Raw genomic sequence first — 14306 nt, 5'->3', positions numbered from 1 at the left:
TTCTCCATGATTTCTGCGCGCGAGGCGCTTCGGTACTCACTGCTCGGCATGATGCGTCCGACGCTTGTCGTCCGCTTGAAAGCCTAGAGGGAGATGGGCTGGTCCGTGGGACGGACCGGGAAGGGAAGCTGGGTCTCGCCCTCGAGGTACTGGTCGACGGCCGCCGCCGCAGCGCGGCCCTCGGCGATCGCCCACACGATGAGGGACTGGCCACGACCGGCGTCACCCGCGACGAACACGCCGGGCTGGTTGGTCTGGTAATCGTGCTCCCGCGCCACGTTGCCACGCCCGGTGAAGGGGAGCTGGAACTGCGACTCGAGGGTCTCGTCCTCCGGGCCCGTGAATCCGAGTGCGAGCAGGACGAGGTCGGCCGGGATCTCCCGCTCGGTGCCACTCTTCGGCACGCGACGGCCGTCGATGAACTCCGTCTCGGCGACGCGGATCGCCCGCACCTCGCCGGCCTCGTTGGCGAGGAACTCGACGGTCGACACCAGGTACTCGCGGTTGCCGCCCTCCTCGTGTGCGCTCGCGACCTCGAAGAGCGTCGGCATCATGGGCCACGGCTGGTGCTCGGGCCGCTCCCCCGCCGGCTGCGTGCCGATGGCGAGATTCGTGACGGAGGCGGCACCCTGACGGTGCGCCGTGCCGATGCAGTCGGCACCGGTGTCGCCGCCGCCGAGGACGACCACGTGCTTGTCCTCCGCCGTGATCTGGTCGGCGACCGTGTCGCCGGCGCCGACGCGGTTCGCCTGCACGAGGTACTCCATCGCGAAGTGGACCCCGGAGAGGTCACGACCGGGGATCGGCAGGTCGCGCGGCACCATCGCGCCGGTGGCGATGACGACGGCGTCGTAGCGGGCGCGGAGCTCGTCCCAGCTGATGTCGACCCCGATGTTCACGCCGGCGCGGAACCGGGTGCCCTCGTCCTGCATCTGCTTCAGCCGGATGTCGAGGTGCTTCTTCTCCATCTTGAAGTCGGGGATGCCGTAGCGCAGCAGACCACCGATGCGGTCGTCGCGCTCGTAGACCGCGACCGTGTGCCCGGCACGCGTCAGCTGCTGGGCTGCGGCGAGACCGGCCGGACCGGAACCGACGACGGCGACCGTCTTGCCGGTCAGCCGCTCCGGCGGGTGGGACTCGACCCAACCGTTGGCGAACGCCTGGTCGATGATCGACACCTCGACCTGCTTGATGGTCACGGCGGGCTGGTTGATGCCCAGCACGCACGAACTCTCGCACGGCGCCGGGCAGAGACGGCCTGTGAACTCCGGGAAGTTGTTCGTGGCGTGCAGCCGCTCGATGGCCGAGCGTCCCTCGCCTCGCCACATCAGGTCGTTCCACTCCGGGATGAGGTTGCCCAGCGGGCAGCCCTGATGGCAGAACGGGATGCCGCAGTCCATGCAGCGACCAGCCTGCTTGCGGACGGTCGCGGGGTCGCTCTGCTCGTAGACCTCTTTCCAGTCCATGATGCGGACCGGCACGGGCCGGCGCTTCGGGAGCTCGCGCTCCGGTACCTTCAGGAATCCCTTGGGATCAGCCACCGGTCACCTCCAGGATTCGGTTCCATACGATGTCGCCGTCGGGGTCGAGCCCCTCGTCGAGTGCGGTCTGTCGGGTCGCCAGGACCGCCGCGTAGTCACGCGGGAGGACCTTGACGAACCGGGCGAGTGAGTCTTCGATGTCGGCGAGCAGCCGGCCGGCCAGCGGAGAACCGGTCTCCACGACGTGCCGTTCGAGGAGGTCGCGGACGATCTCGGCGTCGGCACTGTCGAGTTCGGACAGGGTGAGCTCCCCCGAGGCGAGGGAGTCGCGGTTGACCTGGTCGCGTTCGAGGTCGAACACGTAGGCCGTGCCGCCGGACATGCCCGCACCGAGGTTCCGGCCGGTCTGACCCAGGATGACGGCGAGACCACCCGTCATGTACTCGAGCGCGTGGTCACCGACGCCTTCGACGACCGCCGTGGCGCCGGAGTTGCGCACCAGGAACCGCTCGCCGACGATCCCGCTCAGGAACATGGTGCCCTGGGTCGCGCCGTACCCGATGACGTTGCCGGCGATCACGTTCTCCTCGGGCGCGAAGGCTGCGCGCTCGGATGGCCGGACGACGATCTGTCCGCCGGACAGGCCCTTGCCGACGTAGTCGTTCGAGTCGCCGATGAGCCGCAGCGCGATGCCGCCGGGGAGGAACGCGCCGAAGGACTGCCCGGCCGAGCCGCGCAGGGTGATGTCGATGCTCCCTGCCGGGAGCCCGTTCTCGCCGTGCCGCCTGGTGACCTCGTGGCCGAGCATGGTGCCGACCGCCCGCTCCGTGTTGCGGATGGGCAGGTCGACCGAGAAGTGGCCACCGTGTTCGAGCACGTCCGAGGCGGCCGTGATGAGCTGCTGGTCGAAGTGCTTCTCGAGCTCGTGCTCCTGCGGCCGGCGGTTGATCCGCGGCTCGTCGTCGGCGAAGACGGGACCCACGAGGACCGGGGCCAGGTCGAGCCCGGACGCCTTCCAGTGGTCGATCGCCCGGTCGGCGTCGATCAGTTCGTTGTGGCCGATCGCCTCCTCGAGCGTCCGGAACCCGAGCTCGGCGAGGTACTCGCGCACCTCCTGGGCGATGAACTCGAAGAAGTTCACGACGAACTCCGGCTTGCCGGTGAACCGCTCGCGCAGCACCGGGTTCTGCGTCGCGACGCCGACCGGGCAGGTGTCGAGGTGGCACACGCGCATCATGACGCACCCGGAGACGACGAGCGGTGCCGTCGCGAAGCCGAACTCCTCGGCGCCGAGCAGGGCCCCGATGACGACGTCGCGTCCGGTCTTCATCTGACCGTCGACCTGCACCACGACCCGGTCGCGCATGTTGTTGAGCATGAGGGTCTGCTGCGTCTCAGCGAGACCCAGCTCCCAGGGCGTGCCCGCGTGCTTCAGGGAGTTCAACGGGCTTGCGCCGGTTCCGCCGTCGTGACCGGAGACGAGGATGACGTCCGAGAGCGCCTTCGCGACGCCCGCGGCCACCGCACCGATGCCGGACTGGCTGACCAGCTTGGTGTGGATCCGGGCCTTCGGGTTCGCACGCTTCAGGTCGAAGATGAGCTGCTTGAGGTCCTCGATCGAGTAGATGTCGTGGTGCGGCGGCGGCGAGATGAGGCCGACGCCCGCGGTGGCGTGCCGCGTCCGCGCCACCCACGGGTAGACCTTCGTCGGCGGCAACTGCCCGCCCTCACCGGGCTTCGCGCCCTGGGCGAGCTTGATCTGGATGTCGTCGGCGTGCGTGAGGTACATGCTCGTCACGCCGAACCGGCCGGAGGCGACCTGCTTGATCGCGCTGCGGCGCGTCGGGTCGAGGAGCCGGTCGACGTCCTCGCCACCCTCACCGGTGTTCGACTTGGCACCGATGCTGTTCATCGCGATCGCCAGCGTCTCGTGCGCCTCGCGCGAGATGGAGCCGTAGCTCATCGCGCCGGTCGAGAACCGCTTCACGATCGAGGCGACCGACTCGACCTCGTCGAGCGGGACGGGCGGGCGGGCACCGGTGCGGAGGGTGAACATCCCGCGGAGCGTCATGAGCTGTGCCGCCTGGGAGTCGACCATGTGGGTGTACTCGCGGAAGATGTCGTACCGGCGCGTCTTGGTCGCGTGCTGGAGCTTGAAGACCGTCTCCGGGTTGAAGAGGTGCGGCGAACCGTCGCGACGCCACTGGTACTCACCGCCGGACTGCAGGCGCTCGTGGGCCGTCGATGCGGCGTCCTCGGGGTACGCGTACCGGTGACGCTTCGCGTTCTCCTCGGCGATCACCTCGATGCCGACACCGCCGAGCTTCGTCTCCGTGCCGGTGAAATAGCTGTCGACGAGCTGCTGGCTCAGGCCGACGGCCTCGAAGGCCTGTGCTCCGGCGTAGGAGGACACCGTCGAGATGCCCATCTTCGACATGATCTTGAGCACGCCCTTGCCGAGCGCCTTGATGACGTTCTTGACGGCCTGCTCGCGGGTGACGCCCTGGATGAGGCCGCTGCGGACGAGGTCCTCGCAGCTCTCCATGGCCAGGTACGGGTTGATGGCGGAGGCGCCGTAGCCGATGAGCAGCGCGACGTGGTGGACCTCGCGCACGTCGCCGGCCTCGACGACGAGCCCGACCTTCATCCGGTTCTCGGCGCGGATGAGGTGGTGGTGCACGGCGGCGAGCGAGAGCAGCGACGGGATCGGCGCGAGGTCGGAGTTCGAGTCACGGTCGCTCAGGACGATGAACTCCGAGCCTGCGAGGATCGCCTGGTCGACCTCGTCGCACATCTCGCGCAGGCGTGTCTCGAGTCCGGCCGAGCCGTCCTCGACGCGGTAGAGCGCCTTGACGGTCGTCGTCAGCGGGCTCGCCGGGTTCGGGTCGATGTGCTGGATCTTGGCGAGCTCGTCGTTGTCGATGACCGGGAAGTCGAGGACGACCTGCTTGGCGTGCTCCGGACCCCAGGAGAGGAGGTTGCGCTCCGGGCCGAGCCCGAGCTTCAGCGAGGTGACGACCTCCTCGCGGATCGAGTCGAGCGGCGGGTTGGTGACCTGGGCGAACTGCTGCACGAAGTAGTCGAACAGCAGCCGAGGGCGGTCGGAGAGCACCGCGATCGGGGTGTCCGACCCCATCGCGCCGAGCGGCTCCGCACCGTTCTGGCCCATGGGCTGCAGGAGGATGCGCACCTCCTCCTCGGTGTACCCGAAGGTCCGCTGGCGGCGGGTGACGGACGCCGGCGTGTGCACGATGTGCTCGCGCTCCGGCAGGTCGCTCAGGTTGATGCGTCCGGCGTCGAGCCAGTCGCCCCAGGGTGCCGAAGCCGAGAGCTCGTCCTTGATCTCGTCGTCCTCGATGATCCGCCCGGCCTCGGTGTCGACGAGGAACATCTTCCCGGGACGCAGGCGGCCCTTGCGCTTGACCCGGCTCGGGTCGACGTCGAGGACGCCGATCTCGCTACCCAGGACGACGAGACCGTCGGTCGTCTCCAGCCACCGACCGGGACGCAGGCCGTTCCGGTCCAGGGTCGCGCCGACGAGTGAGCCGTCCGTGAAGGTGAGGGCGGCCGGACCGTCCCACGGCTCCATCTGCATGGAGTTGAACTCGTAGAAGTCGCGTCGCTCCTGCGACAGCCCGGTCTGCTTCTCCCAGGCCTCGGGGACCATCATCATCATGGCGTGCGGGAGAGACCGTCCGGTCAGCGTCAGCAGCTCGAGGACCTCGTCGAACGAGGCGGAGTCGCTCGCTCCGGGCGTGATGATGGGGAGCAGCGGGCGGATGTCGCCGATGAGCTCGGACTCGAGCTGCGACTGCCGCGCGCGCATCCAGTTGCGGTTCCCCTCGACCGTGTTGATCTCGCCGTTGTGCGCCATCATGCGCAGCGGCTGGGCCAGCGGCCAGGACGGGAACGTGTTGGTGGAGTACCGCGAGTGGACGATGGCGAGCTTGGTCGCGAACCGCTCGTCGGACAGGTCGGGGTAGAACGGTTCGAGCTGGAGCGTCGTGACCATGCCCTTGTAGACGAGCGTGCGGCTCGACAGGGAGATGAAGTACGCCCCGAGCTCGCGCTCCGCCCGCTTCCGGAGCCGGAAGGCGAGTCGGTCGAGGGCGATCCCGGTCGGCGTCGAGGCTCCGGACCCGGTGACGAACAGTTGCTCGAATGCCGGCATGGCGGCACGGGCGAGCTTCCCCAACTCGTCGGGGTCGACCGGCACCTCGCGCCAGCCGAGGACCGTGAGTTCCTCCTCGGCGGCGATCGCGGCGATGCGGGTCTGGAGCTGTGCGCGCTCGGAGGCGTCGGTGGGCAGGAAGGCGATGCCCACGGCGTACGAACCGAGCGGCGGCAGCTCGAATCCGGCGACGCCGCGCAGGAAGGCGTCGGGCATCTGGGTGAGGATGCCCGCGCCGTCGCCGGTCCCGGCGTCGGAACCGATCGCGCCGCGGTGCTCCAGGTTGCGAAGCGAACCGAGGGCCGCGTCGATGATGCTGTGCGAGGCCTCGCCCGTCAGGGTCGCGACCATCGCCAGGCCACAGGCGTCCTTCTCGTTCGCCGGGTCGTACATGCCCTGCTTGGGCGGAACCGAGCTGAACGAAGCGTACGGTGCATGCGCCATGGAATTACCGTCCTCACGAAAGGGGATCAGAAGGGGGACGTCGCTGGCCCTGGGACGAAACGGGTGATGGATCCCCTGCTGAGCCGGGATCTACCGGGCCGACGAGGGTGCGTTCAGCCTAGGAGCGAGAGCCGGTCTTGCTTGTGGCGACCGTGGCTTCGGACGACGGAGTGGATGACGCAGTGCGGTCTGATCCGTCGGCATCGTCGTCGGCGGAGGCACTGCGCAGCCCCAGGTTCTCCGCGTCGGTGTCGTAGTAGTCTACCGCAGCCTTCGGACCGGCCCAGGAACGGCCGGGGACGTACGGCGACGGCTCCGCACCCGTGTGGCGACGCGACTGGATGACGATGATCGCAAGTCCGACGACGATCGCGAAGATCGCGGCCCAGACGTTGGCGCGGATGCCGAAGAGGTACTCGCTCGGGTCGATCCGGATGGTCTCCCAGACCGTGCGACCGGCTCCGTACCAGATGAGGTAGACACCGAACAGGCGGCCCCACTGCGGGTTGAAGCGGTGTCCGATCCAGAGGATGACGGCCACCCCCAGCAGGTTCCAGATGATCTCGTACAGGAACGTGGGGTGGAAGAGCGTGCCGGCGGGCAGACCGATCGGGAACGCGGGGTTGCTGGCCTCGATCTCGAGGCCCCAGGGCAGGTCCGTGGGGAGCCCGTAGAGCTCGTGGTTGAAGTAGTTGCCGAGGCGACCGAACGCCTGGGCGAGCAGCAGGCCGGGCGCGAGGGCGTCGGCGAAGGTCCAGAACCGGATCCCCGTCATGCGGCAGCCGATGTACGCGCCGACCGCTCCACCGATGAGCGAACCGAAGATCGCGATGCCGCCCTCCCAGATGTAGAGCGTCCGCAGGAGGTCCGCACCCGGGTAGAAGTAGTCGCCGGGGTGGGTCAGGACGTGGAAGATCCGCGCACCGATGATCCCCAAGGGGATGGCCCACAGGATGATGTCGAGCACGATGCCCGGCTCGGCACCGCGCTTCGTCAGCCGCCGGGAGGTGAGGATGGTGGCGGCGATGATCCCGGCGATGATGCAGAGCGCGTACATGTGCACCGTGAACGGGCCCACGCTGAAGGTCGCGATGTCCGGGTTCGGGCTCGGGATGCTGAGGGGTGCAATCACTGCAGTGGTCGCCTTTCGTTACGAACTCTGATCGAGTGTAGGGCTTTCAGCATCGCGGACGTGCTGAGGATACCCTCAGCGGGCGGTGCCGGCCGCGAGTGAACGGGCGACCTCGGTGATCGCCGGGACACCGCCGTCGGCGAGTGCCTTGACGAACACGGATCCGACGATGGCTCCGTCGGCGTACTCGAGGACCGAGCGGACCTGCTCCGCGGTCGAGATGCCGATGCCGACGCACGCGTGCTGTGCCCCGGCCGTGCGGAGCCGACCGACGAGGGTCTTCGCAGCGGCGTCGAGGTCCTGCCGGGCACCGGTGATGCCCATCGTGGAGACGGTGTAGACGAAGCCGCGGGAGTGTTCGGTCACGAGCGACAGGCGCTCGTCGCTCGACGTCGGGGCTGCGAGGAAGACCCGGTCGAGGCCGTGTCGTTCGCTGGCGTCGAGCCAGTCCGCGGCGGCGTCGGGGGTGATGTCGGGCGTGATGAGCCCGGCTCCCCCGGCCGCTGCGAGGTCGGAGGCGAACCGTTCGACGCCGTACTGCAGCACCGGATTCCAGTACGTCATGACGAGGACCGGGACGTCCACGGCGGCGCGGATGGCGCTGATCGCCGTGAAGACGTCGCGCAACCGGAACCCCTCCGCGAGAGCCGTCATCGTCGCGGCCTGGATGACCGCTCCGTCCATGACGGGGTCCGAGTAGGGCACGCCGAGCTCGAGGACGTCGACGCCGTTCTGCGCGAGCGCGATGGCGGCGTCGATGCTCGTCTGGAGGTCGGGGAACCCGACGGGGAGGTATCCGATGAGGGCGCCGCGGCGGTCCACGGAGGCCGCATCGATCGCCGAAGCGACCGGTGAGACCGTCGTGTGACCGGTGGCCGGGGCGGTCATGCGTTCCGCCCGGCTTCGTCGAGGAGCCCGAAGTAGGTCGCAGCCGTCTCGACGTCCTTGTCTCCGCGCCCGGAGAGGTTGATCAGGATGGTCGCCTCGGGGCCGAGCTCCTTGCCGAGGACGATGGCCCCGGCAAGCGCGTGTGCGGACTCGATCGCGGGGATGATGCCCTCGGTGCGGCTCAGGAGCCGGAAGGCCTCCATCGCCTCGGCGTCCGTCGCAGGGACGTACGTCGCCCGCCCGGTGTCGGCGAGCCAGGCGTGCTCCGGTCCGACGCCCGGGTAGTCGAGCCCGGCGGAGATCGAGTGGGACTCGACGGTCTGGCCGTCGTCGTCCTGCAGGACGAAGGTGCGGGCACCGTGGAGGACGCCCGGACGACCGCGGCCGATGGACGCGGCATGCCGTGGGGTGTCGACGCCGTCGCCGGCCGCCTCGACCCCGTAGAGCGCGACGTCCGCGTCGTCGAGGAAGGCGTGGAAGATCCCGATCGCGTTTGAGCCGCCGCCGACGCAGGCGACGACCGCGTCCGGGAGTGAGCCGTTCAACTCGAGGAGCTGTGCGCGGGCCTCTTCGCCGATGATCTTCTGGAAGTCGCGCACCATCACGGGGAACGGGTGTGGGCCCGCTGCGGTGCCGAAGATGTAGTTCGTCGTCTCGACCGAGGCGACCCAGTCGCGGTACGCCTCGTTGATGGCGTCCTTGAGGGTCCGCGATCCGGTCGTCACGGGGATGACGGTCGCGCCGAGGAGTCGCATCCGGGCGACGTTGAGCGCCTGGCGTTCGGTGTCGACCTCGCCCATGTAGATCGTGCAGTCGAGGCCGAAGAGTGCGGCCGCGGTGGCCGTGGCCACACCGTGCTGACCGGCCCCGGTCTCGGCGATGACGCGGGTCTTGCCGATGCGCTTCGTGAGGAGCGCCTGTCCCAGGACGTTGTTGATCTTGTGCGAGCCGGTGTGGTTGAGGTCCTCGCGCTTGAGGAAGATGCGCGCGCCGCCCGCCGATGCGGCGAAGCGTGGCACCTCGGTGATGATCGACGGGCGGCCGGCGTAGTCGCGGAGCAGCGTCGTGAGCTCGGCCTGGAAGCTCTCGTCGGCCTTGGCGGCCTCGTAGGCCGTCGCGAGTTCGTCGACCGCGGCGATGAGCGCCTCAGGCATGTAGCGTCCGCCGAAGTCGCCGAAGAACGGGCCTGCCTCGTCTCGGAGGTGCGTCGATTCCGCGTGGGCGGGGGTGGCTGGTGACATGGTCATGCGGTGGCTCCCAGGAACTGTTCGAGGGTGGCGACGGGGTCGCCGGTGACGAGCGCCTCGCCGACCAGGACGACGTCGGCGCCGTCACGTCGGTAGGCGGCGACGTCGGCGGCGCGGAGCACGGCGGACTCGGCCACCTTGACGGCGTCGGCGGGGAAACGGTCGGTCAACGATCCGAAGAGGTGTTGGTCGAGTTCGAAGGTGCTGAGGTTCCGCGCGTTGACGCCGATGAGCCGGGCGCCGATGTCGCTCGCCCTCGACAGCTCATCGGCTGAATGGGTCTCGACCAGCGGCGTCATGCCGAGCTGCACGACGAGCTCGTGCAGCGACGACAGCGTGGCCTGATCGAGTCCGGCGACGATCAGGAGGACCAGGTCGGCGCCGGATGCCCGGGCTTCGAACACCTGGTACGGCAGGGAGATGAAGTCCTTCCGCAGGACCGGGATGCGGATCGAAGCCCGGACGGCCTCGAGGTCCTGCAGCGAACCACCGAACCTCCGGCCCTCGGTCAGCACACTGACCGCGCTGGCACCACCCTGCTCGTAGAGCGAGGCGAGGAGCGCCGGGTCGGGGATGTCGGCCAACGCGCCGCGTGACGGGCTGGACCGCTTGACCTCGGCGATGATCTTGACCTGGTCGGCCGGGGCGAGCGCAGCGAGGGCGTCGATGGCCGGAGGGGCCTCGACGGCAGCGGCTTCGACGACTGCAGCCGGACGGCCCGCGAGGCGCCCGAGGGCGTCCTCCTTCGCGCCGGCCATCAGGTCGGCGAGCATGTTCAGTGCTCTTTCGCCACGGTCTTGGACCCACCGACGCCGTACCCCGCCTTGGCGAGGACACCGCCCGTGATCCACCCGAGGAGGAGGAGGCCGGCCGACGCCCACACGAGGACGGGCATGTCGAGCCAGAAGAAAACCGTACCGGCGGCGAACGCGACCAACATGATGATCACGGCCGTCCAGGCGGCGGGCGAGTGTCCGTGGCCGGGGTCCGAGGGGTCGGTGCTCATGGTTCTCCTTCTGTGCGAGTGCGGGTTCCAGTGTACCGGCAAGCGGTGCGCGGTTCCGTGCGTGGGCCACGAGTTCCCAGGTGGCCCGGGGTGCCGTCGTGGGTCGGCGGAGCGGTCAGCGCGTCGGGTCGTCGCCGCGGCTGAGGTCGTCCCAGGCGCCCACCGGGTCGGCGCTCGGGGCCGTCTCCACCTGGGTGAACCGGACCGCCTGGTACTTCTTCGAGGGACCGGGCCACCGGCGGTGGGTGAGCACGGTCGCGAGCCCGGCGAGACCGAGCACGACGCCGAGCACCAGGGTGATCGCCGGCCACGCGGTGAGCGTGGTCGCCGCGACGAGGTCGATGGTCGACTGACTTCCGGCCACGCCCGTGGCCTCGGTGACGGCGGCCGCGCCCGCGGTCGCCGGCGAGGCGAGCACCGCGATCGACGAGATCATGACGCAGGCGCCGATCACGGCCTCCAGCAGGCCGAGGATGATGCGGAACACCGGCCCGGCGATCGCCAGCGCTGCGACGAGGGCGAGACCGGCCAGGGCGAGTGCGGACAGAGCGGGAGCGGCGACGGAGCCGACCACGTCGAGCGCGCCGGAGTGTGGGCCGACGCCGACGAGGCTGATCGAGAGCCAGGTCTGGGTCCACGCCGCGAGGATGAGCGCGTCGGCGAGGACGGCGGTGACGAGGAGCAGGGTCTTCAGGCGGCGCTGACGACTGCGGAGAGCCCTGGACTCGAGCTCGTCAGCCTCGGACGGTTCGTCGGGCTTCGGCGGCTCCACCGGTCCGGACTGGGGTGCTGCAGTGCTCTCGGTCATGCTCCAACTCGATTCATGGTGTCGGCGTCGGTGCTGCGACGACGTCGAGGCTCCGGCCGTCGAAACAGCTGCGCGTGCCCGTGTGGCAGGCGGCACCGTGCTGATCGACCTCCACCAACAGGGTATCCCCGTCGCAGTCGTAGGCGAGCGCCCGGACGAACTGCACGTGGCCGGAGGTGTCCCCTTTGCGCCAGTACTCCTGTCGTGACCGGGACCAGTAGGTGACCCGACCCTCGGTCATCGTCCGGCGGACGGCCTCGGCGTCCATCCACCCGAGCATGAGCACCTCGCGGGAGTCCCACTGCTGCACGATCGCGGGCAGCAGGCCATGCGCGTCGAAGGTGAGCTGCCCGATCGCGGTCTCCGGATCGGCGCCCACCGGGATGGTGATGTCCGCGCTCATGCCCGCACCGTCCAACCGGCGTCGGCGAGTTCCTGTTTGACCTGGCCGATCGTCAACTCGCCGTTGTGGAAGACGCTCGCGGCGAGGACGGCGTCGGCACCCGCGGCGATCGCGGGTGGGAAGTCGGCGAGGCGGCCTGCTCCCCCGGACGCGATGACCGGAACCCGGCTGATCTCGCGCATGGCGCTGATGAGCTCGGTGTCGAACCCGGCCTTGGTGCCGTCGGCGTCGATCGAGTTCACCAACAGCTCGCCCGCACCGCGTTCGATCGCCTCGGCGGCCCAGGCGAGCGCGTCGAGCTCGGTCTCTCGTCGGCCGCCGTGTGTCGTGACGATCCATCCGGATGCGCTGCCGACGTGTCGCTTCACGTCCAGGGACAGGACGAGGACCTGAGCGCCGAAGCGGTCGGCGATCTCCCCCAGTAACTCCGGCCGGGCGATCGCGGCGCTGTTCACGCCGACCTTGTCCGCCCCACTGGCCAGGAGCCGGGAGACGTCCTGGGTCGAGCGGACCCCGCCGCCGACCGTGAGCGGGATGAAGACCTGCTCGGCGGTGCGGCTGACGAGGTCGTAGGTGGTGTCGCGTTCGGCGACGGTGGCCGTGACGTCGAGGAAGGTCAGTTCATCGGCGCCCTGTTCGGCATAGCGCTTCGCGAGCTCGACCGGATCGCCGGCATCGCGGAGGTCGAGGAAGTTGACGCCCTTCACGACGCGCCCGTCGGCGACGTCGAGACAGGGGATGACTCGGGTGGCGAGTGACACGGAGGCCTCCGCAGGGCGACTGGGGCGGGTGATGATGGAGGGGCGACTCAGAGTCGGGCGGCGTGGATGGCCGTGACGAGGATGGCGCGTGCGCCGAGCTCGTAGAGGCGGTCCATGACGTCGTTCGCGTCGCCGCGGGGGATCATGACCCGGACCGCCACCCACTCTGGGTCGCGGAGCGGCGAGATCGTCGGCGACTCGATGCCACCGGCGACGGCGGTCGCCTGCTCGAGCAGCCGGACCGGGAGGTCGTAGTCGACGAGCACGTACTGCCGCGCGACGAGCACGCCCTGCAGGCGGCGGATGAGCGTCGCCGTGGTGGGCTTCGTCTCCGGCGACGCGATGAGCACGGCGGTGGAGTCGAGGATCACCGGGCCGAAGATGCCGAGGCCGGCCTTCCGGAGGGTCGTGCCGGTGGACACGACGTCCGCCACCGCGTCCGCGACCCCGAGCTGGACCGCCGACTCGACCGCACCGTCGAGGTGGACGAGCGTGGCATCCACACCGGCGTCGCGGAGGAAGTTGCCGACGAGGCCGGGGTAACTGGTGGCGACGGTCTTCCCCGCGAGATCGGAGAGCTCGGAGAACTCGTCGGCCGGACCGGCGAAGCGGAACGTCGAGCCGCCGAAGCCCAGCTCGGCGAGTTCGGTGGCGGCGGAGTGCGAGTCCAGGAGCAGATCGCGCCCCGTGATGCCGATGTCGAGGGCGCCGGAACCGACGTAGGTCGCGATGTCGCGCGGACGGAGGTAGAAGAACTCGACGTCGTTCCGTGCGTCGACGACGTGGAGCTCCTTGGTGTCGCGACGGGTCGCGTAGCCGGCCTCCTGCAGCATCTCGACGGCGGTCTCGGACAGCGAGCCCTTGTTGGGCACGGCGACTCTCAGCATGGGGTGACTTTCGTGTTGTGCGACGGTGTCTCGACAGGGTGATCAGGAGGCGCGGCGGATGCGCCGCGACGAGCTCCTACAGATGTCGGTAGACGTCGGCGGGGGTGAGCCCCTTCGCCACCATCATCACCTGCACGTGGTAGAGCAGCTGGGAGATCTCCTCGGCCGTCTCGGTGTCGCTCTGGTACTCGGCCGCCATCCAGACCTCGGCGGCCTCCTCGACGATCTTCTTCCCGATGCCGTGCACACCCGTGTCCAGTTCGCGGACGGTGCCGGAACCCTCCGGCCGGGTCTCGGCCTTCAGGCGCAGCTCGTCGAACAGCTCGTCGAAGGTTTTCACGTGCTCCAGGGTACCGGTTCCGGGCGGCGGTGCGCACCGCGGACGCGCTCGACCGGCCCGCCGGGTCAGTGGGTGTGCGTCGACGCCTCGGCGGCGGCCCGGAGGAGCGCGATGTTCGACGCCGGATCGGAACCGCTGTAGACCGCCGACCCCGCGACGAAGGTGTCCGCGCCGGCGGCGGCAGCGATCCCGATCGTGTCCGCGGAGATCCCGCCGTCGACCTGGAGCCAGACGTCGAGACCGGTGCGCGCGACCTCGGCTGACAGCGCCTGCAGCTTCGGCATGGTCTCCGGCATGAATGCCTGTCCGCCGAACCCCGGCTCGACCGTCATGACGAGCACCTGGTCGAACTCCGGCAGGAGTTCCAGGTACGGCTCGATGGGCGTGCCGGGCTTCACGGCGATCCCGGCGCGTGCCCCGATGGAACGCAGGCGTCTGGCGAGGGCGACGGGGTCGCTGGTGGCCTCGGCGTGGAACGTCACCGAGTACGCCCCGAGCTCGGCGTAGCCGGGAGCCCATCGATCGACGTCCGAGATCATGAGGTGGACGTCGAGCGGGACCGGAGACACGTCCTGGATGCGACCGACCATCTGCGGACCGAACGCGAGGTTCGGGACGAAATGGTTGTCCATGACGTCGACATGGACGAGGTCGGCGCTCGCGATCCGCTCCAGGTCGGCCTGGAGGTTCACGAAATCGGCGGACAGGATGCTCGGGTTGATGCGCGCGGACATGTGC

At 69.5% G+C, this 14306-nt stretch carries 13 protein-coding genes; all 13 read right to left on the bottom strand.

Annotated elements, in window-relative coordinates:
• Nucleotides 1-83: 83 nt before the first annotated feature.
• Nucleotides 84-1541: a glutamate synthase subunit beta gene (locus tag BIU99_RS05735; protein ID WP_064296909.1), complete on the bottom strand. Its 1458-nt coding sequence runs from the start codon at nt 1539-1541 to the stop codon at nt 84-86.
• Nucleotides 1534-6096, bottom strand: a complete 4563-nt coding sequence (gene gltB, locus BIU99_RS05730; protein WP_071260179.1) for a glutamate synthase large subunit — start codon at nt 6094-6096, stop codon at nt 1534-1536. Before gltB ends, BIU99_RS05735 begins: the two co-directional genes overlap by 8 nt.
• Nucleotides 6097-6214: 118 nt before the next feature.
• Complete coding sequence (lgt, locus tag BIU99_RS05725; protein ID WP_064293855.1) at nt 6215-7228, bottom strand: prolipoprotein diacylglyceryl transferase; 1014 nt, start codon at nt 7226-7228, stop codon at nt 6215-6217.
• 75 nt (nt 7229-7303) lie between these two features.
• Nucleotides 7304-8116, bottom strand: coding sequence for a tryptophan synthase subunit alpha (trpA, locus tag BIU99_RS05720; RefSeq protein ID WP_064293854.1), 813 nt, complete (start codon nt 8114-8116; stop codon nt 7304-7306).
• Nucleotides 8113-9363, bottom strand: coding sequence for a tryptophan synthase subunit beta (trpB, locus tag BIU99_RS05715; protein ID WP_369808438.1), 1251 nt, complete (start codon nt 9361-9363; stop codon nt 8113-8115). Before trpB ends, trpA begins: the two co-directional genes overlap by 4 nt.
• Nucleotides 9360-10136, bottom strand: coding sequence for an indole-3-glycerol phosphate synthase TrpC (gene trpC, locus BIU99_RS05710; protein WP_064293852.1), 777 nt, complete (start codon nt 10134-10136; stop codon nt 9360-9362). The genes trpB and trpC overlap by 4 nt, the downstream gene beginning before the upstream one ends.
• 2 nt (nt 10137-10138) lie before the next feature.
• Nucleotides 10139-10369 (bottom strand): DUF6704 family protein, encoded by a 231-nt coding sequence (locus BIU99_RS05705; protein ID WP_064293851.1) that lies wholly within the window; start codon nt 10367-10369, stop codon nt 10139-10141.
• Nucleotides 10370-10484: 115 nt separating this feature from the next.
• On the bottom strand, nt 10485-11177 hold the full coding sequence (locus tag BIU99_RS05700; protein ID WP_083397210.1) for a Trp biosynthesis-associated membrane protein: 693 nt from the start codon (nt 11175-11177) through the stop codon (nt 10485-10487).
• Nucleotides 11178-11190: 13 nt separating this feature from the next.
• Complete coding sequence (hisI, locus tag BIU99_RS05695) at nt 11191-11580, bottom strand: phosphoribosyl-AMP cyclohydrolase (RefSeq protein ID WP_064293850.1); 390 nt, start codon at nt 11578-11580, stop codon at nt 11191-11193.
• Nucleotides 11577-12341 carry an imidazole glycerol phosphate synthase subunit HisF gene (gene hisF / locus BIU99_RS05690; RefSeq protein ID WP_071260176.1) on the bottom strand — a complete coding sequence of 255 codons (765 nt, stop codon included), beginning with the start codon at nt 12339-12341 and terminating at the stop codon, nt 11577-11579. The genes hisI and hisF overlap by 4 nt, the downstream gene beginning before the upstream one ends.
• 47 nt (nt 12342-12388) lie before the next feature.
• Complete coding sequence (gene hisG, locus BIU99_RS05685; RefSeq protein ID WP_064293848.1) at nt 12389-13228, bottom strand: ATP phosphoribosyltransferase; 840 nt, start codon at nt 13226-13228, stop codon at nt 12389-12391.
• A gap of 76 nt (nt 13229-13304) precedes the next feature.
• Nucleotides 13305-13568: a phosphoribosyl-ATP diphosphatase gene (locus BIU99_RS05680; RefSeq protein ID WP_064293847.1), complete on the bottom strand. Its 264-nt coding sequence runs from the start codon at nt 13566-13568 to the stop codon at nt 13305-13307.
• A gap of 65 nt (nt 13569-13633) precedes the next feature.
• Nucleotides 13634-14302 carry a ribulose-phosphate 3-epimerase gene (gene rpe, locus BIU99_RS05675; protein ID WP_071260173.1) on the bottom strand — a complete coding sequence of 223 codons (669 nt, stop codon included), beginning with the start codon at nt 14300-14302 and terminating at the stop codon, nt 13634-13636.
• Nucleotides 14303-14306 lie beyond the last annotated feature (4 nt).

The sequence above is a fragment of the Plantibacter sp. MMLR14_011 genome (assembly GCF_001865025.1).
Lineage (GTDB): Bacteria > Actinomycetota > Actinomycetes > Actinomycetales > Microbacteriaceae > Plantibacter > Plantibacter flavus_A.
Note: the sequence above shows the minus strand (reverse complement) of the source record. Positions and strands in the feature narration are given on the sequence as shown.

Bases quoted from the DNA above. Each gene is read 5' to 3' on its own strand.
- gltB (WP_071260179.1), bottom strand. From the start codon at position 6,096: ATGGCGCATGCACCGTACGCTTCGTTCAGCTCGGTTCCGCCCAAGCAG.
- trpA (WP_064293854.1), bottom strand. From the start codon at position 8,116: ATGACCGCCCCGGCCACCGGTCACACGACGGTCTCACCGGTCGCTTCG.
- trpB (WP_369808438.1), bottom strand. From the start codon at position 9,363: ATGACCATGTCACCAGCCACCCCCGCCCACGCGGAATCGACGCACCTC.
- trpC (WP_064293852.1), bottom strand. From the start codon at position 10,136: ATGCTCGCCGACCTGATGGCCGGCGCGAAGGAGGACGCCCTCGGGCGC.
- BIU99_RS05705 (WP_064293851.1), bottom strand. From the start codon at position 10,369: ATGAGCACCGACCCCTCGGACCCCGGCCACGGACACTCGCCCGCCGCC.
- BIU99_RS05700 (WP_083397210.1), bottom strand. From the start codon at position 11,177: ATGACCGAGAGCACTGCAGCACCCCAGTCCGGACCGGTGGAGCCGCCG.
- hisI (WP_064293850.1), bottom strand. From the start codon at position 11,580: ATGAGCGCGGACATCACCATCCCGGTGGGCGCCGATCCGGAGACCGCG.
- hisG (WP_064293848.1), bottom strand. From the start codon at position 13,228: ATGCTGAGAGTCGCCGTGCCCAACAAGGGCTCGCTGTCCGAGACCGCC.
- rpe (WP_071260173.1), bottom strand. From the start codon at position 14,302: ATGTCCGCGCGCATCAACCCGAGCATCCTGTCCGCCGATTTCGTGAAC.